Annotated in this window: 20 protein-coding genes; 9 read left to right on the top strand and 11 right to left on the bottom strand. The window is 67.6% G+C overall.

The annotated features are described in order from the left end of the window. Positions 1–122 precede the first annotated feature (122 nt). Positions 123–2,078: a hypothetical protein gene (locus tag AC5Y7E_RS10680; protein ID WP_499919742.1), complete on the top strand. Its 1,956-nt coding sequence runs from the start codon at positions 123–125 to the stop codon at positions 2,076–2,078. 132 nt (positions 2,079–2,210) lie between these two features. Continuing rightward, positions 2,211–2,627, top strand: coding sequence for an Rv1352/Rv1906c domain-containing protein (locus AC5Y7E_RS10685; protein ID WP_499919741.1), 417 nt, complete (start codon positions 2,211–2,213; stop codon positions 2,625–2,627). A gap of 24 nt (positions 2,628–2,651) precedes the next feature. On the opposite strand, the gene AC5Y7E_RS10690 is transcribed toward AC5Y7E_RS10685, so the two are convergent. Together AC5Y7E_RS10690 and AC5Y7E_RS10695 are read right to left on the bottom strand one after the other, a co-directional pair. Then, positions 2,652–4,082, bottom strand: a complete 1,431-nt coding sequence (locus AC5Y7E_RS10690) for a phytoene desaturase family protein (RefSeq protein ID WP_499919740.1) — start codon at positions 4,080–4,082, stop codon at positions 2,652–2,654. Then, positions 4,079–5,836, bottom strand: coding sequence for a DUF3556 domain-containing protein (locus AC5Y7E_RS10695; RefSeq protein WP_499919739.1), 1,758 nt, complete (start codon positions 5,834–5,836; stop codon positions 4,079–4,081). The genes AC5Y7E_RS10690 and AC5Y7E_RS10695 overlap by 4 nt, the downstream gene beginning before the upstream one ends. 413 nt (positions 5,837–6,249) lie before the next feature. Between AC5Y7E_RS10695 and AC5Y7E_RS10700 the strand changes: the two genes are divergently transcribed. From AC5Y7E_RS10700 to AC5Y7E_RS10715, 4 genes are all read left to right on the top strand, one after another. Then, the gene (locus tag AC5Y7E_RS10700) at positions 6,250–6,990 is read left to right on the top strand and encodes a lysophospholipid acyltransferase family protein (RefSeq protein ID WP_499919841.1); all 741 of its coding nucleotides are present in this window, start codon (positions 6,250–6,252) and stop codon (positions 6,988–6,990) included. Between the two features lie 3 nt (positions 6,991–6,993). After that, positions 6,994–8,625 carry an acyl-CoA ligase FadD12 gene (gene fadD12 / locus AC5Y7E_RS10705; protein WP_499919738.1) on the top strand — a complete coding sequence of 544 codons (1,632 nt, stop codon included), beginning with the start codon at positions 6,994–6,996 and terminating at the stop codon, positions 8,623–8,625. Then, a complete protein-coding gene (locus tag AC5Y7E_RS10710; RefSeq protein ID WP_499919737.1) occupies positions 8,625–9,896 on the top strand; it encodes an alpha/beta hydrolase in 1,272 nt (423 codons plus the stop codon). Before fadD12 ends, AC5Y7E_RS10710 begins: the two co-directional genes overlap by 1 nt. A 103-nt stretch (positions 9,897–9,999) precedes the next feature. Continuing rightward, positions 10,000–11,367, top strand: coding sequence for an HNH endonuclease signature motif containing protein (locus tag AC5Y7E_RS10715; protein ID WP_499919736.1), 1,368 nt, complete (start codon positions 10,000–10,002; stop codon positions 11,365–11,367). Between the two features lie 3 nt (positions 11,368–11,370). Here the strand turns inward: AC5Y7E_RS10715 and AC5Y7E_RS10720 are convergent, their stop codons facing one another. Genes AC5Y7E_RS10720 through uvrC form a run of 5 tightly spaced genes read right to left on the bottom strand, consistent with a single transcriptional unit; the run spans position 11,371 to position 17,729 of the window. Further along, positions 11,371–12,765 (bottom strand): WS/DGAT/MGAT family O-acyltransferase, encoded by a 1,395-nt coding sequence (locus tag AC5Y7E_RS10720; protein ID WP_499919735.1) that lies wholly within the window; start codon positions 12,763–12,765, stop codon positions 11,371–11,373. 59 nt (positions 12,766–12,824) lie between these two features. Then, positions 12,825–13,802, bottom strand: coding sequence for a DNA-binding protein WhiA (gene whiA / locus AC5Y7E_RS10725; protein WP_040631623.1), 978 nt, complete (start codon positions 13,800–13,802; stop codon positions 12,825–12,827). Further along, positions 13,799–14,860, bottom strand: coding sequence for a uridine diphosphate-N-acetylglucosamine-binding protein YvcK (gene yvcK / locus AC5Y7E_RS10730; protein ID WP_499919840.1), 1,062 nt, complete (start codon positions 14,858–14,860; stop codon positions 13,799–13,801). The genes whiA and yvcK overlap by 4 nt, the downstream gene beginning before the upstream one ends. 8 nt (positions 14,861–14,868) lie before the next feature. Continuing rightward, complete coding sequence (rapZ, locus tag AC5Y7E_RS10735; RefSeq protein ID WP_499919734.1) at positions 14,869–15,789, bottom strand: RNase adapter RapZ; 921 nt, start codon at positions 15,787–15,789, stop codon at positions 14,869–14,871. Beyond that, positions 15,786–17,729 (bottom strand): excinuclease ABC subunit UvrC, encoded by a 1,944-nt coding sequence (gene uvrC, locus AC5Y7E_RS10740; protein WP_499919733.1) that lies wholly within the window; start codon positions 17,727–17,729, stop codon positions 15,786–15,788. The genes rapZ and uvrC overlap by 4 nt, the downstream gene beginning before the upstream one ends. A 100-nt stretch (positions 17,730–17,829) precedes the next feature. Between uvrC and AC5Y7E_RS10745 the strand changes: the two genes are divergently transcribed. The 3 genes from AC5Y7E_RS10745 (at position 17,830) to AC5Y7E_RS10755 (ending at position 21,203) form a co-directional block, all read left to right on the top strand. Then, positions 17,830–19,011 carry a cupin domain-containing protein gene (locus AC5Y7E_RS10745; RefSeq protein ID WP_499919839.1) on the top strand — a complete coding sequence of 394 codons (1,182 nt, stop codon included), beginning with the start codon at positions 17,830–17,832 and terminating at the stop codon, positions 19,009–19,011. 303 nt (positions 19,012–19,314) lie between these two features. After that, complete coding sequence (locus AC5Y7E_RS10750) at positions 19,315–20,775, top strand: PPE family protein (RefSeq protein WP_499919732.1); 1,461 nt, start codon at positions 19,315–19,317, stop codon at positions 20,773–20,775. 89 nt (positions 20,776–20,864) lie between these two features. Beyond that, entirely contained in the window at positions 20,865–21,203 is a 339-nt protein-coding gene (locus AC5Y7E_RS10755; RefSeq protein ID WP_499919731.1) for a hemophore-related protein, read from the top strand. A gap of 32 nt (positions 21,204–21,235) precedes the next feature. Here AC5Y7E_RS10755 and AC5Y7E_RS10760 read toward each other — a convergent pair whose 3' ends face one another. Genes AC5Y7E_RS10760 through AC5Y7E_RS10775 form a run of 4 tightly spaced genes read right to left on the bottom strand, consistent with a single transcriptional unit; the run spans position 21,236 to position 24,155 of the window. After that, positions 21,236–21,913, bottom strand: coding sequence for a hypothetical protein (locus AC5Y7E_RS10760; RefSeq protein ID WP_499919730.1), 678 nt, complete (start codon positions 21,911–21,913; stop codon positions 21,236–21,238). An 18-nt stretch (positions 21,914–21,931) separates the two neighbouring features. Further along, positions 21,932–22,402, bottom strand: coding sequence for a PH domain-containing protein (locus AC5Y7E_RS10765; RefSeq protein ID WP_499919729.1), 471 nt, complete (start codon positions 22,400–22,402; stop codon positions 21,932–21,934). Beyond that, positions 22,399–22,881 (bottom strand): 6,7-dimethyl-8-ribityllumazine synthase, encoded by a 483-nt coding sequence (gene ribH / locus AC5Y7E_RS10770; RefSeq protein ID WP_499919728.1) that lies wholly within the window; start codon positions 22,879–22,881, stop codon positions 22,399–22,401. The genes AC5Y7E_RS10765 and ribH overlap by 4 nt, the downstream gene beginning before the upstream one ends. Continuing rightward, positions 22,878–24,155, bottom strand: a complete 1,278-nt coding sequence (locus AC5Y7E_RS10775; RefSeq protein ID WP_499919727.1) for a bifunctional 3,4-dihydroxy-2-butanone-4-phosphate synthase/GTP cyclohydrolase II — start codon at positions 24,153–24,155, stop codon at positions 22,878–22,880. Before AC5Y7E_RS10775 ends, ribH begins: the two co-directional genes overlap by 4 nt. Positions 24,156–24,357: the final 202 nt, after the last annotated feature.

Raw genomic sequence — 24,357 nt, forward strand, 5'->3', positions numbered from 1 at the left:
GCGCCGCCCGACCCGCGACGCGCTGTCGACGAGCGGCAAAACCCCAGTTGCCGGCCCCGGCCATCGGCGACTTCCCCGCAGCAATGCCACACTTGCGGCTGAGGTTTTGATAATTTGCCGCAATGGCATCGGCTTTTGTACCGATGAGAACGTTCGGTCAGGACCTGATGAGGGCGCCGGCGTGGGGTGCTGCCCGCTGGCAGCGAGTCCTTTCGGCGGCCATCGCCTCGTTCATTCTCTGGCCCCAATCGTCGGTAGACGCCGGCATCGGGCTAGATCAGTCGTGGGAAGCCGGCCTGGCCTTGGCCCGGATGCACCATCTCGCTTGGGGCCCCCAAATCGTGTACACGTACGGACCCCTTGGGTTTCTGCAGAGCACGGCCTACTACTCGTTCGATCAGTCGCTGCTCGCCTCCATCTACCAGCCACTCGTGCTCGCCGCCCTGTTCCTCGGCATCACAGCAGCGCTCCGCCAGCGCCACGCGCCGATGACGTCGCTCTTGGGCGCGTTCTTCACGACCGGCGTGACCGCCGTCCTCTACATCGAGTTCTGGCTGAATCCGGGACTGAAGTATCCAGAATTGCTCGTTCTCGCGGCATTCGTATGGGCGGCCGTGCCAATGCTGCAGCATGGCCCTACGCGTTCGACGGTGTTCACCACCTGCTGCGCGCTCGGCGCTGTGGCAGGGCTTCAGCTGCTCGTGAAGGTCAACACCGGCATCGCCATCGTGGCCATCGCGCTGGCCGCTTCGCTGTTACTCGGGTGGAAGGAGATCGGCCGCCACTGCGCAACGCTGGCCGCGTTCGCGATGTCCACCCTCGTCTGGTGGGTGCTCGCCGGCCAACGGCCGCAGGACCTGCCGACCTGGCTGAGGTATGGGGCGGCCATAGTGTCGGGCTACAGCGACGGGATGGCGCTGCCTCTCAGCGCATTCACCATCATCGCTGTTGTGATGAGCCTCGCGTGGATAGCGGCGCTGTGGGTGATGTACGCCCGCGCGCGAGCCGAGATTTCCCGCAGTTTCGTGGTGCTCGTGACGCTGGTGACGTTGATCACCGACCGCAGCGCCGTCGGGCGCCCAGCGCATCTTTTCCTCCTGCTTGGCCTGATCGTCGTCGGGATAGCGATCACCCCTCTCTCCAAAATTGCTCGCCGCGTCTTCGTAGTCCTCGCGGTAGCGGTAGTCGTCGTAGCGCTCGGCGCAGAACGCGCCGTCCTGTCCGCGACAGGGGATCACACTCATGACCGGATCGTCGCCGCAGTCCAAGCGCCCGGGCAAGCGGTCGACCGGCTGCTCACGCTCGCCACTCCGGGCAAGTTCGGCAAGCGCATCGACCAGGCCAAAGCACGCCAGCGGGCCCTCTATGCCGTGCCGGAACGGTTCGTCAAAACCATCGGGTCGGAAACGGTCCACATTGACCCAGACGAGGCCTCGGCCGCGTGGGCTTATGGCATGGCATGGCGCCCAGCACCCATATTCCAGGCCCACCAGGCCTACATGCCCAGCCTCGACGACCTGAACAGCCAAACAATGGCCGCCGGACCCCGGTTCGTCTTGTCCTGGCGATCGCCGACGTCCCCCGCAACCGGCACCATTGACGGCCGTCTCGGGGTGCAGCAATCTCCCCGATATTCACGCGCGTTGCTGTGCGACTACACGGTGAAAGACATCGAGAACCGCTGGGCACTCTTCGCCCACACGGGCTCGCGCTGTGCGCCACCCGCTCCCTTGTCCCAGGTGTCCATCCGCGGGAAGGAGGCGGTCACTATTCCTGCGCCGAGCGGACCGGACATGGCTGTGCTGGTGGGGATCGATCTGGCGCCGACAGTCATCGACCGGCTCTTCCAAGGAACCGTTGCTCCCCTGACCGTTCCCACCGTCGTGCTCGATGGGGCCGCCTACCGCCTCATCGCCGCCAACGCCGCCGAACCTTTTCTCGTCAATGTCCCTGCGTCGGTGGACAACACGAATTTGCAGATCCACGCACATACCCTCGGTATCGGCCGTGCTCCAGCGCTGGGTCAGGCTGACGTTGTTGCGCGACTGCGTTTTTACGAGATGCGCGTCCAACCCTAAGCGGCGATTGCGCCCAAGCAGTTCGGTGCGGAAAATGGCCGCGAAAGCTTAGTCCTGCGCATTGGCTGAGCGGCCTTCCGCTTTGCGGCAAAAGCCGCCGACAGCTGCTCGGGCCATTTACAATTCCCACGCATGAAGCGCCTCGCATTCACCGCTTCCGCGATACTGCTTGCGGGGTGCGGAAATGCCACGCACACCACGGCCTCGACCGCGATCACCAGCAGCCCGGCGAAGCCCGCCATCACTCAATCGGTGATTCGCACACCGCCGACATCGCCGGCCACCAAGACCGTTATCGGCGCTAATGGCACAAATTGGGCAGTCATCGACAATGACGGCACATACCTTGTCTGGGTCGATATCCCGGTGGGCAAGTATCACAACGCTGGTGGGACCGAGTGTTATTGGGCGCGGCTGCGCAGCCCTGATACGAGCGACGTTATCGATAGCAACAAGACCAGAAATCCGCAGGAAGTCACGATTCGGGCGAGTGACACCGCCTTCTTGACGCGGAATTGCGGGACCTGGCAGATGATTTCGCCCTTCTGAAGCCGAACGGCGACTTGTAGCCCATCACCGGGTGAGACGCGGCCGCCTCAGGGCCTGCAGCGCCGCCTCGGCGGCGTAGTACCCGCACAAGCCGTGAATGCCCGCCCCCGGCGGCGTGGATTGCGAACACAGGTAGACGCCCGGCACACCGGTCGCATACGGGTTCACGGAGATGCGCGGCCGCAGGATGACCTGCAGCCCGTCGTTGGCGCCGCCGATGATGTCGCCGCCGATGAAGTTGGGGTTGTAGGCCTCTAGATCCGCGGTGCCCTTGCTGACGGTTGCCACGACGCGGTCGCGGAATCCCGGGGCGAAGCGCTCGATCTGGTCGACGACGGCGGCGGTGGCGTCGCCGGTGTAGCCGAACGGCACGTGCGCATAGGCCCAGATCGGGTTGATGCCGCCGGCCGACCGGGAGGGGTCGGCCAGGTATTGCTGCCCGACGAGCACAAAGGGCCGCCGCACCATCTTGCCTTGCGCGCGTTGGCGTTCGGTGTCTGCGACCTCGGCGAACGTACCGCCCAGATGGACGGTGCCGGCGCGACCACAGTCGGGATTTTTCCACGGGATGTGGCCCTCGACGGCGAAGTCGACCTTGAACGCCGAGGAGCCCTGGCGGTAGCGCTCATAAGAGCGTTTTACGCGCCCCGGCATGGCGTCCCCATAGATTTTCAGCGCCGCGGCCGGAGTCAGGTCGAGCATGACGATGTCGGCGTCGGGGATGTCATTGCGGCGGGTCACCGTCACTCCGGTGGTCACGGCGCCGCCGTGCTCCTGGAGGGCGACGGTGAGCGCCTTGGTGATCGAACCCGATCCCCCCTCGGCGACCGGCCACCCGTATCGGTGGCCGCTGGCCAGAATCATCAGCCCGAGCGACGCGGTGAGGGGGCGGTCCAGGCGCGTATAGACGTGCGCGGCCGATCCGCCGAACAGCGCGCGCACCTGTTCGGTACGAAACCACCGGGCCATCGCGGTGGCCGGCAGCACCGCGCGCGGCCCGAAGGCGGCGAGGCGAACCGGGTGACGCGGAAGGTTGAGCACGGGGCGCAGCAGGTCTTCGGCCAGGGCGTCGAATCCGGCCGCAAGGTCCCCGACCGCACGGCGCCACCGGGCGGCGTCGGGTCCCATGCCTGCCGTCGTCGCGTCGAGCGACTGGTACAGCACCCCGGCGGTCCCGTCGTCGAGTGGGTGGGCGCAATCGATCTCCGGCCACTTCCACGCGAGCCCATAGCGCTGCAGGTCCAGCTGTTTCCAGAACGGTGAACCGATGCCCAGCGGATGAAACGCCGAGCAGTGGTCGTGGATGACGCCGGGCACCGTCAGCTCACCGGATCGCGCTCCGCCGCCGACGGTCTCGCGCGCCTCCAGCACGTGCACGTCGACGCCGTCGCGGGCCAGCCGGATCGCCGCGGCCAGACCGTTGGGTCCGGCACCGACGACCACCGCGGTCGTCACGACTCTCCGTGAAGGATCGGTTGCGTGGTGAGGTGAACCGGAAATTCGTCACCCGGCTCGGGCCACGGCTGACGCGACGCCATGTCCTCGATGGTCACGTAGCCCGCCTCGATCAATCCGGTCTCAGCGTCGAGGATGCGGTACCACTGCTTTTGGATATGGATCGGCTGACCCTCGAGGACGATCACGCGAAGGTCGCCGTCGGCGAAGTTGCAGCGCCGCTGTACCGCCTCGAGCAGCTGCTCGTTGTGCAAATGGCCTTCACCGAAGTTCCACCCGACCAGGGGCCCGGCCACCACCTCGCCCTCGCGCACCTTGTAGTCGGCCTCGTTGCCGATCGCCCGCGGCAACAGGCCATTGAGTGCCCGGCCGTGAATATGCATCGCGCGGAACGCCGCCACCTTGTCCGCCATGACCTCGGCGGTCTCCGGGCCGTAGAGCCGGGCCAGCTGATTGACCACGAGCGCGGAGCTTTTGACGACGTCGGCGTCGACCTTCTCCTCGGCACCCGCCCGGAAGCACCACAGGCTGGTGGCCCAGTTGCCCGCGTAGTAGCGCATGGCCGGCAGGAACGAAATCTTTTCGGGGAACATGTTTCCCGCGATCACGATGGCCACCAGGACCAGCACGAGCGCCAGCAGCAGCGGCGAGGAAAGATTGGTGGCACGAATCCCGCCGTAGTGCCCGAACAGGTAGAACAGCGAGAAGATAAAGAACACGTTCCACTCCAACGGCACTCCCATCGGGAGGTTGGAGATGATGTTGAGGTGGAAGACCACCATGAATCCGATCAGGAACCAGCGCCACGGTTGATCGCCGGCGACGAACACCAGAACCGTGGGAACGATGAATTCCGCTGTCGTGCCGCCGACATGAGCCATCAGCTTCGGCAACCAGGTGGGCCGTAGGTCGTTGACGTGGTCGCGGTAGAGCAGGTGCTTGATCGAGGTGAACAGCTTGGGCCGCAGCAGCGCGTTGTTGCTCGTCATCACCGCAACCACGTACGGGAAATGGTGGTTGAGCTTGGAAGTCGCTGCGCCCCACCACAAGCAGAGCATGATGATCTTGAAGGCCGCGATCTGATCGGTGTACGGGAAAAAGAAGACCAACAGCTTCAGCCAATAATGTTCGCCGCGGGCGGCCAAGAAGATCGTTTTGTCGCGCAGTCCCAACAGCGCCAGGGCGACGATCGTCGGGATGACCCGGACGGGGTCGATCAGGCCGACGTCGCCGGCGGCGGTCACCGGCCCGCCGTGACCGGGCGCCAGCAGCGCCCACACCCCGCCGATCAGAACGATCGCATACAGCGCGACGTCGACGACGGTGCGGTTGTCGCCACGGGTGAACGGAACCTTGCCGGGCCAGGCCGGTAGGCGAATCGTGTTGGGCCGCAACCAGTAAAGGATGCCTCCGATCGGTGGCATGAACCGCCCGGTCAGCGGCCCGGATCCGCAGCCGAGGCCCACGACCTCGAACAGCAGCGTGAAGACGACGACCTTCTGGTAGACGATGGGTTGCGTCCACCAGTCGCCGATGTGGCCCAGGCCGCCGAGCCCGGGCGTAACCGAGATGACCGCGGCCGGCACGACGATGTACAGGGCTATCTTGAGCAGGTACAGCAGATACACCGCGTACGGTGTCCCGAAGCCGTGCTCCGCCCAATGCCGCGTCACCACTTGCAGTCGGGTGGCCCGGGGCAAGGTCGGCCAGGTCGTGTGGTCGACGTCCGGAAGTTCCGGTGACATGAATCCCATGGGCGGCCTCGTTCCTGTCTAGAAACCAGCTGGCCCATCGAATGTATCGGCACCACCGTGCGGGCGGGCCGCGCATGCCCGGGGTGCCCCGGCGGACCACCGGTCGCGCCTCGGCCGGTGTCGGGCGGACGAATCGCCGGCGAAGCTTGTCGATCAGGACGTCCAGGGTGTCCCGATCCTGGTCGGCGATGCGCACGGGACGCCGTCACGACACCGGCCGACCCCGGCCGACGCCACGGCTCCGGATCTGCGAAGTCGCAAACACCATGACGGCGGCCGCGTGGAGGTCGCTACCATCGATTCGGCTCGGCGAAGCGGCCCCGCGCGAGCGTCAAGGGAGGAACGTGACCGACAACGGCAAACCCGACGGCGGGGACATCGGCAAATTCGACCCCGGCTTGACCCAGCGACTGATGGCGGTCATGCGCCCGGTCCTGAAGACCTACTTCCGGTCCGAGGTGCACGGCCTGGACACGTTCCCGCCCGGCGGGGCGCTGGTGGTCGGCAACCATTCCGGCGGCATGTTCCCCATGGACGTCCCGATCTTCAGCGTCCACTTCTACGACAAACTCGGCTACGACCGCCCGGTCTACACGCTGAGCCACGACATCCTCATGACCGGGCCCACCGGAGACCTTTTCCGGCGCACCGGATACATCCGCGCCAACCGGGAGAACGCGGCGCAGGCATTGCGATCCGGGGGCGTGGTGATCGTGTTTCCCGGCGGTGACTACGACGCCTACCGGCCGACCCTGTCGGAGAACGTCATCGACTTCAACGGCCGCAAGGGATACATCCGCACGGCGATCGAGGCCGGCGTCCCGATCGTGCCAGCGGTGTCGATCGGCGGGCAGGAGACCCAGCTCTATCTGACCCGGGGCACCTGGTTGGCCGAGCGGCTGGGCATCAAACGCTTGCTGCGCAGCGCGATTCTGCCGTTGTCGTTCGGCTTCCCCTTCGGCCTGAGCGCGGTGATCCCGCCGAACCTGCCGCTGCCCACCAAGATCGTGACTCAGGTGCTGAAGCCCATCGACATCGCCAAGCAGTTCGGCGACGACCCCGACGTCGACGAAGTCGACGAGTACGTGCGGTCGGTGATGCAGGAGGCCCTGAGCGAGTTGGCCGCCAAGCGTCGCTTCCCGATCCTGGGCTGAGCGATGCCGAATCCGTTGAGTGAGACCCTCGGGCTGATCACCACGCTGCGCCGCGCCCGCATGATCGCGCCGATGCGACCCGACCGCTACCTCAAGATGGCCGCGGCCATGCGCCGCGAGGGCATGGGCATGACGGTTGGATTCGCCGGTGCGGCGCAGCGCTGCCCCGACCGTGCCGGGCTGATCGACGAACTCGGCACGCTGACCTGGCGGGAGCTCGACGAACGGATCAACGCCTTCGGCGCCGCGCTGCAGCACCTGCCCGGCGGGCAGCCGAAGGTCGTGGGCATCATGTGCCGCAACCACCGCGGCTTCGTCGAGGCGGTGGTGGCCGTCAACCGGATCGGCTCCGACGTCGTGCTGCTCAACACCTCGTTCGCCGGGCCCGCGCTGGCCGAGGTGGTCAACCGCGAGGGCGTGGACGCCGTGGTGTACGACGAGGAGTTCGCCCCGACGGTGGACCGCGCGCTGGCCGACAAGCCAGACGCCAGCCGCATCGTGGCGTGGACGGACGGGCACCACGATCTCACCGTCGAGAAGATGATCGCCGATCACGCCGGGCAACAGCCGCGGCGCTCCGGCCGCAAGGGCAGGATGATCCTGCTCACCTCCGGTACCACCGGAACACCCAAGGGCGCCAACCAAACCGGCGGCAACGCCGGAATCGGCACGCTCAAGGCGATTCTGGATCGCACGCCGTGGCGGGCCGAGGAGAACATCGTGATCGTCGCGCCCATGTTCCACGCCTGGGGTTTCTCCCAGCTGATCTTCGCCGCGTCCATGGCCTGCACCGTGATCACCCGGCGCAAGTTCGACCCCGAGGCCACGCTGGATCTCATCGACCGCCACCAGGCCACCGGGCTTGCCGTGGTCCCGGTGATGTTCGACCGCATCATGGAATTGCCCGCCGAGGTGCGACGCCGCTATAGCGGCCGGTCCCTGAGATTCGCCGCGGCATCGGGATCGCGGATGCGACCCGACGTGGTCATCGCGTTCATGGACGCGTTCGGCGACGTGATCTACAACAACTACAACGCCACCGAGGCGGGCATGATCGCCACCGCCACCCCGGCCGACCTGCGGGCCGCACCCGATACCGCGGGCCGGCCCGCGGGGGGAACCGAAATCCGGATCCTGGACCCGGATTTCAACGAGCTGCCCATCGGGGAGGTCGGCAGCATCTACGTGCGCAACAACACCCAGTTCGACGGTTATACCTCGGGTAGTACCAAGGACTTTCACGCCGGCTTCATGTCATCGGGCGACGTGGGTTATCTGGACGAGGCGGGTCGCCTGTTCGTCGTCGGCCGCGACGACGAGATGATCGTGTCCGGCGGCGAGAACGTGTACCCCATCGAGGTGGAGAAGACCCTGGCGGCACACCCCGACGTGGCGGAGGCATCGGTGATCGGCGTGGACGACGAACAGTACGGGCAGCGGCTGGCGGCGTTCGTGGTGCTGGAGCCCGGCGCCACGCTCCAAGCGGCCGCCGCTCCCGAGGCGCTCAAAGCGCACGTGCGGGAGAACCTCGCCAACTACAAAATCCCTCGCGACATCACCGTGCTGGACGAGCTGCCCCGCAGCAGCACCGGCAAGATCCTGCGCGCCGACTTGCAAGCGCGGGTCAACGGCTGATGCGGCTGACTCGGGCCCTTCGCAAACCCCGGCCACTCGCGCGGGCCTTGGTCGAGTTGGCCAACGCCGCCAACGGATTACGCCCGCTGGCCCGCAAGGGCTACAGCACCGTGCTGGTCTTCTGGTTCGGCTGGCCGGCCTCCGAGGTGCCCGGCGTGTACTTCTCCGCCTCGCTGCTCGACGCGCTGCGGCGGGCGCGGCGCGGCGACTTCGCGGGGCGGCGCGGCAAGGCCGCCGCGGCCGTGACGGTGGCGTCCTGGGCCATCCTGGCCGTGATCAAGTATCGCGGCATCACCACGCCCGGCCCGGTGCTGGAGGCGGGGCTGCGCGACCAACTGGGCGACGACTACGAAGACGCGCTGAGCAAGCTGCCCCAGACGGAACCGAGGCGCAGCGGACGGCGCACCCTGCCGCTGGGAAACACCATCGCGCGCCGCCGCTACGTCGAGAAGACCAACGTGGTGTCCTACGGTCCGCACGGGCGTGCGAATCTCGCCGACATCTGGCGCCGCCACGATCTGCCGCGCGACGGTAAGGCGCCGGTGCTGCTGCAGGTGCCAGGCGGCGCCTGGGTGATCGGGATGCGCCGCCCCCAGGCCTATCCGCTGATGAGCCACCTGGCCGCCCGCGGCTGGGTGTGCGTGTCGATCGGCTACCGGGTGTCGCCGCGGCACACCTGGCCCGACCACATCGTCGACGTCAAACGAGCGCTGGCCTGGGTCAAGGAGAACATCTCCCGCTATGGCGGGGATCCGAATTTCGTAGCGATCACCGGCGGATCCGCAGGCGGCCACTTGTGTTCGCTCGCGGCGCTGACGCCCAACGACCCGAAATTCCAGCCCGGTTTCGAGGACGCCGACACCTCGGTGGTCGCCGCGGTGCCGGTGTACGGGCGCTACGACTGGTTCTCCACCGAGGGCGAAGGCCGTCGCGAATTCGTGGACCTACTCCAAAAGTTCGTTGTCAAAAAGAAATTCGCCACGCACCGCGACGTCTACGTCGACGCCTCGCCGATCCGGCGGCTGCGCGCCGACGCGCCGCCCTTCTTCGTCCTGCACGGCCACGACGATTCGCTCATCCCGGTCGGCGAGGCCGAAGATTTCGTCAAGGAACTGCGCGGGGTGTCCAAGAACCCGGTCGCATACGCCGAATTACCGCACGCCCAACACGCTTTCGACATCTTCAGTTCCCCGCGGGCGCATCGGTCCGCGGAGGCCGTGGCTCGATTCCTGTCGTGGGTGTACGCGACGAATCCGCCCGAGCGCGACTAGCGGCGACCCGATCCTACTTAGCTTCTGTAACCCCTTGTGTCACTTTGGTTTCGGTGGCCACAGAGCGGCCGATTTTGTCGGTGGGTGCGGTTAGTTTGACGGTGTGAGTTCAAGTGGCCAGCAGGATGTCGAGGCGGTATTCGACGCGCTCGATGCCGCCTGGGATCGAGCCTGCGCGCTGAACCTCGACGCGCTCGACCCGCAGCAACAGCTGGCGGTATTACAGCGCTGCGAAAAGCAGCGCCGGCGCATCCCGGCCGTCGAGCATCCACTGATCAATTCCCTTGCCCGCCAAGCCCCCTCCCTCGAACTCGGCGGCACAGTGGTCCAAGCCATCGCCGAGGCCACACTGATCAGCCGCACCGAAGCCTCCCGGCGCATCAAAGAGGCACGCGACCTAGGCCCGCGCCACGGCCTGACCGGCGAACCGATCCCACCCGCCCTGGCCGCCACCGCGGCCGCCCAACGCGACGGCACGCTGGGCGCCGGTCAGGTCGCGGTGATCCGCAAGTTCTACCACCAGCTCCCCGGCTGGGTGGACCTCACAACCCGCGAGCAGGCTGAGGCGCGGTTGGCCAAGGAGGGCAGCCGGTTTCGCCCCGAACAACTGGCCGGGCTGGCCAACGCGCTCGCCGACTGCCTCAATCCCGATGGCACCTTCACCGACGAGGACCGGGCGCGTCAGCGCGGCCTGACGCTGGGTAACCAACAGGCCGACGGCATGTCGGCGCTGCGCGGCTGGCTCACGCCCGAAGCGCGCGTCACGCTGGAAGCCGTCTTGGCCAAACTCGCCGCCCCCGGCATGTGCAACCCCCTCGACGACAGGCCCTGTGTGGATGACGCACCCACCCAGGACGCCATCGAGCACGATCCGCGGTCAGCGGGCCAGCGAAACCACGACGCACTCAACACCGCCCTGCGGGCTCTGCTCGCCTCCGGAGAACTGGGTCGGCACAACGGGTTACCGGCATCCATCGTGGTCACCACGACGCTGGCCGAGCTGGAATCCGCCGCCGGGCGCGGCCTGACCGGCGCGGGCACCATCCTGCCGATGAGCGACGTCATCCGTCTGGCCCGCCACGCCCATCACTATCTGGCGATCTTCGACAAAGGCAAGGCGCTGGCGCTCTATCACACCAAGCGCCTGGCCTCACCCGGCCAGCGAATTGTCTTGTACGCCAAGGACCGTGGTTGTAGCGCCCCGGGCTGCACCGTGCGCGGCTATTACTGCGAAGTTCACCACATCACCGACTACGCCAAGTGCCACACCACCGACGTCAACAACCTCACCTTCGCCTGCGGACCCCACCACCGCCTGCTACGCGCCGGCGGCTGGACCACCCGCAAGAACGCCCGGGGTCATAACGAATGGATCCCGCCACCGCGCCTGGACACAGGCCGCCCCCGCACCAATATCTTCCACCACCCGGAAAGATTGCTCCGCGGCGAGGACGACGACGAACCCGATTGACGCCTAGCCATTCTCCCGCGCGGCGGCCTTCTCGAGGTCGGTCAGCGCCGGCTCGATGCGATCGGCCATATCGTCGATGTCGTTGGCCACCTCGGGCGTCGTCACGAAACCGAAGTCCAGGTAGTCGGTGTAGGAGAAGCAGGTGATGTTCAGCGCAACGTCCATCACCGGCGGCCCGAGCGGCACCAGCGAATCGAGTTTGGCGCCGGCCATATACAGCGGGAACGGCGGGCCGGGGACGTTTGAGACGACCAGGTTGATGGGAGCCAGGTTTCGCGACAGCCCGCTGGCCGTGTAGGCCCGGGCGGCCAGCCCCAACAATCCGGGCGGGGTGGTCTCGGTCAGTCCCATGATCTGGTGCGCCGACAACGCCTTGGCCATCAGCTTGGCGCTCTGGGTGCTTTCGTGGATGGCCCGCAGCCGCTCCCCCGGGTCGTCGACATCGGTGGCCAACGAGACGGTCATCGAGCTGACCTTGTTGCCGACGTCGTCCTTGTCGTCGTCGGTGCGTGTCGAGACCGGGATCTGGGCGATGAGCGGTTTGGCCGGCAGCTCACCGCGCTTCTGTAGGTAGTCGCGCACGGCGCCTGCCACCAGTGCCAGCACGACGTCGTTGAGCTTGACGCCGTAGGCGTCCTTGATGACTTTGGCGCGGGCCAGCTCGACGCGGCAGCCGGTGATGCGCCGGTGCGGCGAGACCGGTGCATTGAAGCGGGTTTTGGGCGCCTCGAAATATCGCGGCGGCCTGCTGCGCACACCCAGGGTCGCGACCTGCTGGCGCACGGTCTGCTCCATCAGCCGCGCGATGCGGAACGGCGTCTTCACGCCGACGTTGATGAGCGCTCCGACGGCGCGCCGCTCCAATCCCGGCAGTTTGAAACCCACCAGCGATCCGACCGTTTCCTGTTGCGGCGCACGCGGTTCCGGCGTGACATCCAACAGAATCTCACCCAGACCGGCGCCCGAGACCCCGTCGACGATCGCGTGGTGCATCTTGGTCAGCGTGGCGATCCGGCCGCCCTCGACGCCCTCGATCACCCACATCTCCCACAGCGGCCGGGAGCGGTCCAGCTTGTAGGACATCAACCGACCCACGAGCTCCTCGACCTCGCGACGACCGCCCGGCGCGGGAACGCCGATGCGGCGGACGTGGAAGTCCACGTCCAGGTCTTCGTCTTCGACGAACCAGGGCCGGTCCAGGCCCAGCGGCGCGCCGGTGACCCGCCACCGCAATTGAGGCACCTCGGGCAGGCGCTCGATCAGCAATTGACGCAGGCGCTGAAAGCTGTACTCAGAGCACTCCCTCGGGTCGCAAATCGCCAACGCCCCCACGTGCATGTGCCAGCCCGCGGTTTCTGCCGACCAAAAAGCCGCATCGACACTCGAAAGCCGTTTCATCACCCGACCGTAGCCCCCCGAAGCCCGTCCTCACCAGCAAATGCCCAACAATGACGCGATCAGGCGTCCTCAAGCAAATCCGGCGTGACGGCCGACTCGGTGTCGGGAATACCCTCGACCTTCGCCTTACGATCGGCCATCGACAACAGCCGCCGAATACGGCCCGCCACAGCATCTTTCGTCATCGGCGGGTCGGCGAGCCGGCCGAGCTCTTCCAGCGATGCCTGCCGGTGCTCGACGCGCAGCTTCCCGGCCGAGGCCAGATGGTCTGGAACGGTGTCGCCCAGGATCTCCAGCGCCCGCTCCACCCGCGCCGCCGCCGCCACGGCCGCCCGCGCCGATCGGCGCAGGTTGGCGTCGTCGAAGTTGGCTAGCCGGTTGGCGGTGGCCCGAACCTCGCGCCGCATCCGGCGCTCCTCCCACACCAGCCGGGTGTCCTGGGCGCCCATCCGGGTCAGCAGCGCCCCGATCGCCTCACCGTCGCGCACCACCACCCGGTCGGCGCCACGCACCTCGCGGGCCTTCGCGCTGACGCCGAGCCGCCGCGCGGCGCCCACCAGTGCCAGCGCCGCCTCCGGGCCGGGGCAGCTGACTTCCAGCGCCGACGAACGTCCCGGCTCGGTCAGGGAACCATGCGCCAGGAAGGCTCCCCGCCATGCGGCTTCGGCATCGCCGACGCTGCCGCCCACCACCTGCGCCGGCAGGCCGCGAACCGGGCGGCCGCGATTGTCGAGCAGGCCGGTCTGGCGGGCGAGTGCCTCACCGTCATTGGCCACCCGCAAGACGTATCGGGTGCTCTTGCGAATCCCGCTGGCCGACAACACATGCACGACGGCGTTGTATCCGTAGAGTTCGAAGATGTCTTTGCGCAACCGTCGCGCGACGTTGCCCAGGTCTACCTCGGCCTCGACCACGACGCGACCGCCGACGATGTGCAGCCCGCCGGCGAACCTCAGCAGAGAGGTGACTTCCGCCCGGCGGGCGCTGACCGATTTCACGATGAGGCGGCTCAGTTCGTCCTTGACTTCGGTCGTCATCGCCACGCGTCGTCACCCCTTGGTCCACTGCCGGCCGGCCCGCCCCCGGCTTGTGGGCTTGCACCGTCCACCCGAATATCCGCGGTGGCCGTGACCGGAGACGCTCCCGGCGCTTTACGGGCCGCCCGGACCCCGTCCAGGGCCGCCGCGAGCTTGCCTGGATCATGTAAAGGTGTACCAGGTCTGGCCACGTCGGCGAAGTGGACCTCGGCCGAAAGCAGTGTGGCGGTGCGGCGCAGTTGCTCGCGTTCGCGCTCACTGGGCACCCGTTCGGCGTCGATGATGATGTCGTGCACGCTGAATTCCGGTGCGTGCTGGGCGAGCACGTGCAGATGACGCTCGACGGAGAAGCCGGCCGTCTCCCCGGGCTCGGCCACCAAATTGAGCACCAGGGCCCGCCGCGCGGTGGTCGCCCGTAACGCCGCCGCCAGCCCGGGCACCAGCACGTGCGGGATCACGCTGGTGAACCACGAGCCCGGGCCCAGCACCACCAGATCGGCGGCCATGATGGCGTCGACGGCCTGCCGTGTCGCCGGCGGGTTGTCGGGCAGCAGCCGCACGCGGCGCACTTTGCCCGGGGTGGTCGCGATCGCCACCTGGCCGCGGATCAGCCGGAACATCCGCGGGTCGCTTTCCAGGCCCGAAACGTCGGCCTCGATCTGCAGCGCGATCGGGCACATCGGCAACACCCGCCCCTTGACGCCGAGGATGCGCCCCAGCTCGTCGAGCGCGGCCACCGGATCGGCCAGCACCTCGGACAGGCCGGCCAGCAACAGGTTGCCGATCGGATGCCCAGCCAGGGCGCCGGTGCCGCCGAACCGGTGCTGCAGAATCGTCGCCCACAGCCGTCCGTGGGGGCTGTCAGATGCCAAGGCGGCCAACGCCATTCGCAGATCGCCCGGGGGCACGACGTCCAGTTCGCTGCGCAGCCGGCCGGAGGAACCACCATCGTCGGCGACGGTGACGACCGCGGTGACATGGGGAGTCAGCCGGCGGGCCGCCGACAGCGTGGCGTACAGGCCGTGTCCGCCGCCCATCGCGACGATGCCCCGGTTCATCGGCTCGGTCATTCGCGGCCCAGATCCCGGTGCAGCACCCGCACCGACAGTTGGGCTTCCCCCTTCTGGGCGTTCAGCAACTGCATCAAAGCCTCGGCGATCGCGACGCTGCGATGCTTGCCGCCGGTACAGCCGATGGCGACCGTCATATAGCGCTTGCCCTCCCGGCGGTAGCCGTCGACGACCAGAGATAGCAATCGATGGTAGGCGTCGAGGAACTCGGCCGCGCCGGGCTGGCTCAACACGTAATCGCGCACCGCCGGGTCCTGGCCGGTGCGTGGCCGCAATTCGTCGACCCAGTGCGGGTTGGGCAGGAACCGCACGTCCATCACCATGTCGGCGTCCATCGGCAGGCCGTACTTGAAGCCGAAGGACTCCACCGTGACGCTGGTGCTCGCGCTGGCGGCACCGCCGAATGCCCGCTCGATGGTCTCGCGCAAGCCGCGTACCGAGAGCGTCGAGGTGTCGATGATCAGGTCGGCGGTGGCGCGAACCGATGCCAGCATCCGGCGCTCGGCGGCGATCCCCTCGGCCAGGGTCTGATCGCCCTGCAGCGGGTGGCTGCGACGATTCTGTTCGTAGCGGCGCACCAACATGTCGTCGGATGCTTCCATGAACACGACGCGCGGGGCGATGTTTCGGGTGGCGAGCTCGGTGCGCACCGAGTCCAGATCGCCGGTGAAGCCACGCGATCGCACGTCCATCACCACCGCCAGCTGCGTGATCCGCGAGCCGGCGGCCAGACCGAAATCGACCATCCGGGTGATCAGCTGCGGGGGCAGGTTATCGGCCACATACCAGCCGAGGTCTTCGAGCACCTTGGCTGCCGTACCTCGACCCGCCCCGGACAATCCGGTCACCAGAACGACATCGATACCGGGCGGGGCGTCCACCGAGTGGCCGCCCGCGAACTCGCCCGGGCCCGTCATTGCGCCGCCTCGGACTGATCGGGTCGCAGCGCCTCCAGGACGGCCGTGGCGGTTGCCACACCGATGCCGGGAACGGCGGTGATCTGGTCGACGGTGGCCTCCTTGAGGCGGGCTATCGATCCGAAATGGCTTACCAACGCCTTACGGCGATGTTCTCCCAATCCTGGCACCGAATCGAGCACCGACGCCGTCATTCGCTTGGATCGCTTGCTGCGATGGTAGGTGATCGCGAACCGGTGCGCCTCGTCCCGGACGCGCTGCAGCAGATACAGCCCCTCGCTGTTGCGCGGCATGATGACCGGGTCGGGCTCCGAGGGCACCCACACCTCTTCCAGCCGCTTGGCCAGGCCGATCACCGCGACGTCGGTGATGCCGAGTTCCTCGAGCACCGCGCTGGCCGCGTTGACCTGTGGCGCACCGCCGTCGACGACATACAGATTCGGCGGGTAGGCGAAGCGGCGAGACTTTCCTTCCGGCGAAAGCATATTCGGGTCGTTTTGTTCACTCAGGTGCCGCGCGAAGCGCCGGCGGGTCACCTCGGCGATCGAGGCGACGTCGTCGGAGCGCCCCTGCCCGGCGGCTTCCCGGATGCCGAAGTGCCGGTAGTCCGATTTGCGCGGCAGACCGTCCTCGAACACCACCAGCGAGCCCACCACGTCGGTGCCCTGCACATGGCTGATGTCCACACATTCGATGCGCAGCGGCGCGTCGGACAAGCCGAGGGCCTCCTGGATGTTCTGCAGCGCAGCGGATCTGGCGGTGAAATCGCCCGCCCGCCTCAGCTTGTGTTGTTGCAGCGCATCTTTGGCGTTGCGCTGCACCGTTTCGGCCAGCGCTCGTTTGTCGCCGCGCTGCGGCACCCGCAGCGCCACCCGGGATCCGCGCAAACCGGACAGCCAGCTCGTCAGCTCGTCGGCGTTGGACGGCAGGCAGGGCACCAGCACCTCGCGCGGCACCGGGTTCGCCGATTCGTCTGCGGCACCGCCCAATTCGGCCTGCTCGCCGTAGAACTGGGTGAGGAACTGCTCGACCAGCTGCTCCTCACCGGAATCGCCGGGGTCGGCGGACTTTTCGACGATCCAGCCGCGCTGACCGCGGACCCGGCCGCCGCGGACGTGGAACACCTGCACCGCGGCCTCGAGCTCGTCGTCGGCGAACGCCACCACGTCGGCGTCGGTGCCGTCGCCCAGCACGACGGCCTGCTTTTCCATCGCCCTCTTCACCGCGCCCAGGTCGTCGCGCAGCCGGGCGGCCCGCTCGAAATCCAGCTGCTCGGCCGCGGCGTTCATCTGTTGTTCCAGCTCCCGCGCGAACCGGTCGGTCTTGCCGGACAGGAAGTCGCAGAAATCGTCCACGATCTGGCGGTGCTGCTCCGCGCTGACCCTGCCGATGCACGGCGCCGAGCACTTGTCGATGTAGCCGAGCAGGCAAGGTCGGTCGATCTGCTTGTGCCGCTTGAACACTCCCGCGGAGCAGGTGCGAGCCGGAAACACCCGGGTGAGCAGATCCAGCGTTTCCCGGATGGCCCACGCGTGCGAGTACGGTCCGAAATATCGCACCCCTTTGCGGCGGGGGCCGCGATAGACCATCAGCCGCGGGAATTCCTCGTTGAGGGTCACCGCCAGCACCGGATAGGTCTTGTCGTCGCGATAGCGGACGTTGAAACGTGGGTCGAACTCTTTGATCCAGTTGTATTCGAGCTGCAGCGCCTCGACTTCGGTGTTGACCACCGTCCACTCGACCTTGGCCGCGGTGGTCACCATCTGCCGGGTTCGCGGGTGCAGGCTGGAGATGTCGGCGAAGTATGACGTCAGCCGGCTGCGCAGGCTCTTGGCTTTGCCGACGTAGATGACTCGCCCGTGCGGATCCCGGAATCGGTAGACGCCGGGCTCGACCGGGATGGACCCGGGCGCGGGGCGGTAGGTGGCGGGATCGGGCACAGATCCAGGCTAATAGCCGCCGGTGCGGTGCCCAGAAAGGCGGGGAGCGTGCGGCGCCGGTCTACTGTGGTGCGTACCGGTCGCCACGATGTCTGGGGGGATTACCGTCGATTCCTCGCTAGCCTGGTTGCTGCAGCCCGTCGACGTCGACACCTTCCTCGACGAGATCTGGGCAATAAGGCACCACCACATCAAGCGATGCCTTCCGGGCTACTTCGACCCGTTGCTGCCCGGCCCTTCGGCGGTCGGCGAGCTCCTCGAACGGGTGCAGCCGGAACCGTCTGCCGTGCGGCTCGTCAAGGGCGGCGAGGACAGGGATCCGGCGACCTACCGCCGCGCCGACGGCGGCTTGGACCCGGTTCTGGTACGCGACGGCCTGGCCGACGGCTACACCATCGTCTTCAACGGGCTCGAGCGGTACTCGCGCACGATCGCGTCGTTGTCGCACTCCATCGAGGTCGAGCTGAACTTCCCGACGCGAGTCAACGCCTATGTCACGCCACCGGAATCGACCGGCTTTGTCCCGCACTACGACCCACACGACGTGCTGGTCCTGCAGATCGAGGGATCCAAGACGTGGCATGTGTCCGACACCGCCGCCGTGCCGCCGCACGAGATCCAGCGGCGCAAGGGGGTGGGGGCGGGCGGGCTCGCGTCGTCGACCGACATGCGCATGCAACCGGGCGACGTGCTGTATTTGCCGCGCGGCCAGGTGCATTCGGCCGAGACGCACTCCGAGCCGTCGGTCCATCTGACGATCGGTCTTCATGCGCCCACCGTCCTCACGCTCATCACCCACGCGTTGTACGCGCTGAGTTTGCGTGACCCACGCGTGCACGCGCGCCTGTCGCCGCGACACCTGAATGACGCAACCGCCCGTGCCGGCCTGGGCGGCATCGTGCGGGACAGCCTGCGAGCCGTCGACAATGCCGAGATCCTCAACGAAAGCCTCGACGCGCTGGCCGACGTCTTGGTCCGGCGCGGCCGATGCCCACCGGTCGGGCGGGTCAGCGACACAGTCGGTATCGACGGGCAAACGCTGGTCGCAAAGTATGAACCGCTCTATGCGCGGGTGGCGCGCGTCGATGACCGCGTCGTGCTGCAGTTCGCTCAGCTGTCAGTGGGCGCCGGCGCCGACCATGAAGCGGCGATGCTGTTCTTGGCCGGCAGTAGCGGGCCGTTCCGGGTCGGGGACCTACCCGGGCTGACCGCGGCGCAGCAGGCGGGGCTGGCGCGGACGCTGATCCTGAACGGCTTCCTGGTCCGGCTGACCGATGACTGACAATTTGCTTAGCATCTCCGGTGAAATCCACCATTTATATCCGTATTTGCGGATAATTTCAGCGTAAGATTTGGTAATTGCGGATCGCTATCCGCGCGGTCACAGTGTTCAGCCGGCTCGTCGCATCAGGTGGACGCGCCGGTTGATCCGCGGGGTACTGGCGATGGCGAGCCGCCGCACAGACCGCCACGCCGCATCGCCGATAACGCTGAAAAGCACTGGGAGGCCCGGATGAAGCGGCTCGCTGACGGTTCGTCGGGAGGAGCTCAACATGGCAACACGGGCGCACGTCGGTGATGCCACGTGACCATGCCGATCTGGGCCGCCTTCCCACCCGAAGTGCATTCGGCGGCGCTGTCCAGCGGCCCGGGGCCTGGATCGCTGCTCGCGGCAGAACAGGCGTGGCAGGCCTTGAGCGCCGAATACGACACGGCGGCCGCCGAACTCAGCGACTTGCTGGCCGAGGTGCAGGCGGGGACGTGGCAGGGTCCGACTGCGGAGAAATTCGTGGCCGCGCACGTGCCGTACCTGGCATGGCTCTTGCAGAACAGCGCCGACAGCTCGGCGGCCGCCTTGGAAGCCGACACCGTTGCCGCGGCCTATACCGCCGCGTTGTCGGCCATGCCGACACTGGAGGAGCTGGAGGCCAACCACGCCGCTTTCGCGCAGTTGGTTGCGACGAATTTTCTTGGCGTGAACACGATTCCGATCGCGCTCAACGAAATGGACTATCTGCGGATGTGGCTGCAGGCGGCCACCACCATGGCGATCTATGAAGCGGTGTCCGAAACCGCGCAAACGTGGGTCCCGCCGACCGCCCCGCCCCCGCCGATCCAGCTGGCGAACCCGCCCAACCAAGATGCGGGCGGGGGCGCAGATCAGCTGAGCTGGTGGGTCACCCGGGTGCAAGAAGTCGCCCAAGAACTCGACGGGGACCTGAGCCAATCTGGATCCAACCCGTCCACCGTGCTCAACACTCTGATGGGCGACCCGCTGCTCGCAGCCAAGGTCCCGCACTGGGCGGGCGAGGCGCTCTACACGTTCCTTCCCCAGGTGCCGAATTTGATGCAACTCTCTTTCGGTCTGATCGCCCCCTCCATCCCCGTCGCGGGTGCCGCGGGTTTGACGGGGTTGGCCGGGCTGGCGGGCGTGCCACAACCGGCCCCCACCCTGCCGGGTGCGGTGGCCGCGCCCGCGCCGGCTCCCTCCCACACCGGAGCGCCCGCCGCGATGGCCCCCGGCCTCGGCGCGCCGGCTTCGACCCCGCCGACCGCCCCGATGCATGCGCCCACCCCGGCGACGGCTTCGGCGTCCGCCGCGGCGCCGGCGCCGCCCGCCCCCGGGGTCCCGGCCGTCAGCTACCCCTACGTGGTCGGCCCTCCGGGCCTCGGGGCCGGCACGAACATGAGTGTCGGGACGCGCGCCGGGCAGAAGTCGCCCGAGCCCGACGCCGTCGCGGCGCCGGCCGTCGCGGCCGCCCGGGAGGCCCGGCGCCGCCGGCGCACCAGGCCGGGCCTGATCGACCCCGGTCACCGCTACGAATATCTCGACGACGGGTCCGGGGCACAATTCGCCGACCGTTCGGCGACGGCTTCGGATCGGGGCGCGGGGCGCATGGGGTTCGCCGGCACCGTAAGCGAGGCCGGCGCCACTCCGGTGGGTTTGACCACGCTTGCCGGCGCGTCATTGGATGACAACCCGAGGCTGCCGCTGTTGCCGAGCAGCTGGAGCCCCGACACCGACGAAGGAACGGCAGGTAGTTAGAAGCCCCGCCGGCGTGGACGGCTTTGAATTCCGCCCACCGAGCTTGTGGCTCGACGTTAAAATGAGGCCCCGAGCGAGGAGTCCGATAGATGGTGGAGCGCTGGCTAATCGACGTGGCCGCCACCATCGGTGGTCTGGCGCTGGCGTCGACGGCGGGGGCCGGCATCGCATCGGCCGACCCTGATTACGCTCCGATGATCAACGCCACCTGTAGTTACGACCAGGCGATGCGGGCCGTGCACGCGGAAAATCCCAGCGCCGCTGAGTACCTCGAGCAGTCGCCGCCGAATCAGCAGTTCTTGCAGCAGTACCTGGCCTCGTCGCCCGACCAGCGGCTGGACCTGCTGCATGCGATCGAGCACAGTCGAGGGGCCGCGCAGGCCATGCCGGTGCTGCGGCAAATGTTGACCGATTGCGTTCGGTACTGAGCGGCTTCCCCCGCCGTAGCCCGCCCCGGTTTCTAGGCGGTACGCCCGCTGATCTGCGCGAGGCGTTTCGACGTCCAGTCCGCCATGGGGAACCCGGGCTTGTCGTCACAGGCCGACAGCAACAGGACCACTCGCGGCAGGGCCGCCAGCCCGTAGTGACAGATCCAGCCCGGCTGGGTCATGGTCCACACCACGGCGGCGTGCGAGGAGGTGTCGACGTCGCTGAGGTGCATCGACGCCGACTGTCCGTCTCGGCTCACCCCGACCGCTTCGTGGCGGCACTGGGCGATGGCGATGAAACCGTCGACCACCACGTGTTGAACGTCCAGCGGGTCGCCGTAGAGGTCGACCGACTCGCCGTAGGTTGCCGGACCGGCGAACTGGTAGGCGGACTCGGCGTGCTCGGACGCGCCGGGCGGCCGTAGGGGCGAGTTCTCGAACAGCACCGCCGCCTCGCAATCCGCGGGCTGGGCCATGGTGAAGTAGTTGTCGCCCAACGGAATCGCGGTCGCCGGCCCGAAAGGCGTGTCGTCCCCGGTCTGGAGCAGCAGGTCTTGCGCCCGGGCCATCGGGTGTTTCACGGGCGCAGACGGCGCTTCCTTCGACGGACCGGACGCCCCGACCGCCCGTCCCCCCACCACTACGTTGCACCCACTGAGCGCCAGCATGGCGACGACGGCGAGCGCGGCCGCCGGTGCCTGAAGTGCCATCGGCCGATGGTACAGCGCTCAGTGCGTCTTCAGGTCCGGTCGATAGCGCACCACCAGCGAACGCACCGTATCCATGGCGGCGACGGCGCGGCCCTTGTCGACGGCCTGGATGGCCATCACCGGTATGTACTCGTCGTCGGGTAAGTCGATCCGCGCCCACCGGTGGCCCACCGGGAACGACACGCCGGCGACATCCGGCCATTCGATCAGCTTGTCCCCCAACAGGTTTCGCACAGAAACACCGGCCGGTCCCACTCGCAGCCGCGGCCGCGCGAACAACAGCACGACGCCGGCGATGACCAGGCCCAGCGCCGCGATCGCCACCTGATCGGAGGTCTGAAAGACCACCCCGGTGGAGCCAACCTTGAGCAGCAGGCCCACCACGATGTGCGCAGCGGCGATGAGGAACGCCGCCCCGTAAGCGAATAACGGGGTGCGGTGGGGACGCAACACCGCGTCCCAGGTCTCGCGGTCCGGCGGCGACGTCACGACCGAGCGCGCAACTCACGCAGGGTGAGGGCGGCGGACAGGGCCGCCCCGGCCGCCTGGGCCCCCTTGTCCTCGGCCGACGCCGGAAGCCCGGCCCGATCCAGCGCCTGCTGCTCGTTGTCGGTGGTCAGCACGCCGTTGGCGACCGGTGTCGAGGCGTCCAGCGAGACCCGGGTCAGTCCCTGGGTTACCGCATCGCAGACATATTCGAAATGCGGTGTCTGCCCGCGGATCACGACGCCCAGCGCGACGACGGCATCGTGGTTGCGGGCGAGTTCCTGTGCCACCACCGGAATTTCGATCGCGCCGAGCACGCGGACCACCGTGGGGTCGTCGACACCCGAGTCGGCGGCGACTTTGCGTGCGCCGTCGAGCAGCGCATCGCAGATCTCGCTGTGCCAGGTGCTTGCCACGATGCCGAGCCGCACACCAGCGGCGTCAAGCGCCGGCATCTCCGGCACGCCCGCGCCACCACTCACAAAGCACCGCCGAATTCACCTGGCAGGTGAACGGATTCGTGAAAGTCGTCCAGTCCGGCCAGATCGTGGCCCATCTTGTCCCGCTTCGTCATCAGGTAACGGATGTTCTCCGCGTTGGCGCGCACCGGTAGCGGCACGCGCTCGATGATGTGCAGGCCGTACCCGTCCAGCCCGACCCGCTTGGCCGGGTTGTTGGTCAGCAGCCGCATCGAGCGCACCCCGAGGTCGACCAGTATCTGCGCACCGATACCGTAATCCCTTGCATCAGCAGGCAATCCGAGCTTGAGGTTGGCGTCGACGGTGTCTTCACCGGCATCCTGCAATTGGTAGGCCTGCAGCTTGTGCATCAGCCCGATGCCGCGGCCCTCGTGGCCGCGCATGTACAGCACGATGCCGCGTCCCTCGCGAGCGACCATCGCCATCGCCGCGTCCAGCTGGGGCCCGCAATCGCAGCGGCGTGAACCGAACACGTCACCGGTCAGGCATTCGGAGTGCACGCGCACCAGCACGTCGTCACCCTCGGAGTTGGGCCCGGCGATGTCGCCGCGCACCAGCGCGACGTGCTCTACCTCTTCGTAGATGCTGGCGTAGCCGATGGCGCGAAATTCCCCGTGCCGCGTCGGAATCCGGGCCTCGGCGATCCGCGCGATGTGCTTCTCGTGCTTGCGTCGCCACTCGATCAGGTCGGCGATGGTGATCATCGCGAGGTCGTGTTCGTCGGCGAACACCCGCAGTTCGTCGGTCTGCGCCATCGCGCCCTCGTCCTTTTGGCTGACGATCTCGCAGATGGCGCCAGCGGGCTGCAGTCCGGCCAGCCGGGCGAGGTCGACGGCCGCCTCGGTGTGACCGGGGCGGCGCAAGACGCCACCGTCCTTGGCGCGCAACGGAACCACGTGACCGGGCCGGGTGAAGTCGTCGGCGACGCTGGCGGGATCGGCCAGCAGGCGCATCGTGGTTGCCCGGTCCGAGGCGGAAATCCCGGTGCCCACGCCGCGTCGTGCGTCGACCGTGACGGTGTAGGCGGTGCCGTGCTTGTCCTGGTTGACCGCGTACATCGGCAACAGACCCAGCCGGTCGCAGATCGCACCGTCCAGCGGCACACACAGGTATCCCGAGGTGTAGCGCACCATGAAGGCCACCATCTCCGGGGTCGCCTTTTCGGCGGCGAAGATCAGATCGCCCTCGTTCTCGCGGTCCTCGTCGTCGATGACGATGACGGCCTTGCCGGCCGCAATGTCGGCAACCGCCCTCTCGACGGAGTCCAACCTCGTCATCTTTTGCTACCTCGCCGTTCCCGCTGTCCGGCGGGAACACTGTCGAAACGGCTCACACGAGAAGCCCACGTGTTGCATTCAGTATGAACCACGGGGACGCCCCCGTTATTGCCGCGGCTCGAACAGCGGGACGTCCGCGGAAGGCGTTGCGCAGCCGAGTGGGTTGGCAGCGCCGGACGTCGCGACTAGCGGTCCGATTGCA

This window comes from Mycobacterium sp. NGS17 (assembly GCF_059813205.1).

Excerpts from the sequence above, each read along its gene's own strand:
- AC5Y7E_RS10680 (WP_499919742.1), top strand. The coding sequence starts at position 123 with ATGGCATCGGCTTTTGTACCGATGAGAACGTTCGGTCAGGACCTGATG.
- AC5Y7E_RS10685 (WP_499919741.1), top strand. The coding sequence starts at position 2,211 with ATGAAGCGCCTCGCATTCACCGCTTCCGCGATACTGCTTGCGGGGTGC.
- AC5Y7E_RS10695 (WP_499919739.1), bottom strand. The coding sequence starts at position 5,836 with ATGGGATTCATGTCACCGGAACTTCCGGACGTCGACCACACGACCTGG.
- AC5Y7E_RS10700 (WP_499919841.1), top strand. The coding sequence starts at position 6,250 with ATGGCGGTCATGCGCCCGGTCCTGAAGACCTACTTCCGGTCCGAGGTG.
- fadD12 (WP_499919738.1), top strand. The coding sequence starts at position 6,994 with ATGCCGAATCCGTTGAGTGAGACCCTCGGGCTGATCACCACGCTGCGC.
- AC5Y7E_RS10710 (WP_499919737.1), top strand. The coding sequence starts at position 8,625 with ATGCGGCTGACTCGGGCCCTTCGCAAACCCCGGCCACTCGCGCGGGCC.
- AC5Y7E_RS10720 (WP_499919735.1), bottom strand. The coding sequence starts at position 12,765 with ATGAAACGGCTTTCGAGTGTCGATGCGGCTTTTTGGTCGGCAGAAACC.
- whiA (WP_040631623.1), bottom strand. The coding sequence starts at position 13,802 with ATGACGACCGAAGTCAAGGACGAACTGAGCCGCCTCATCGTGAAATCG.
- yvcK (WP_499919840.1), bottom strand. The coding sequence starts at position 14,860 with ATGAACCGGGGCATCGTCGCGATGGGCGGCGGACACGGCCTGTACGCC.
- rapZ (WP_499919734.1), bottom strand. The coding sequence starts at position 15,789 with ATGACGGGCCCGGGCGAGTTCGCGGGCGGCCACTCGGTGGACGCCCCG.
- AC5Y7E_RS10755 (WP_499919731.1), top strand. The coding sequence starts at position 20,865 with ATGGTGGAGCGCTGGCTAATCGACGTGGCCGCCACCATCGGTGGTCTG.
- AC5Y7E_RS10760 (WP_499919730.1), bottom strand. The coding sequence starts at position 21,913 with ATGGCACTTCAGGCACCGGCGGCCGCGCTCGCCGTCGTCGCCATGCTG.
- AC5Y7E_RS10775 (WP_499919727.1), bottom strand. The coding sequence starts at position 24,155 with ATGACGAGGTTGGACTCCGTCGAGAGGGCGGTTGCCGACATTGCGGCC.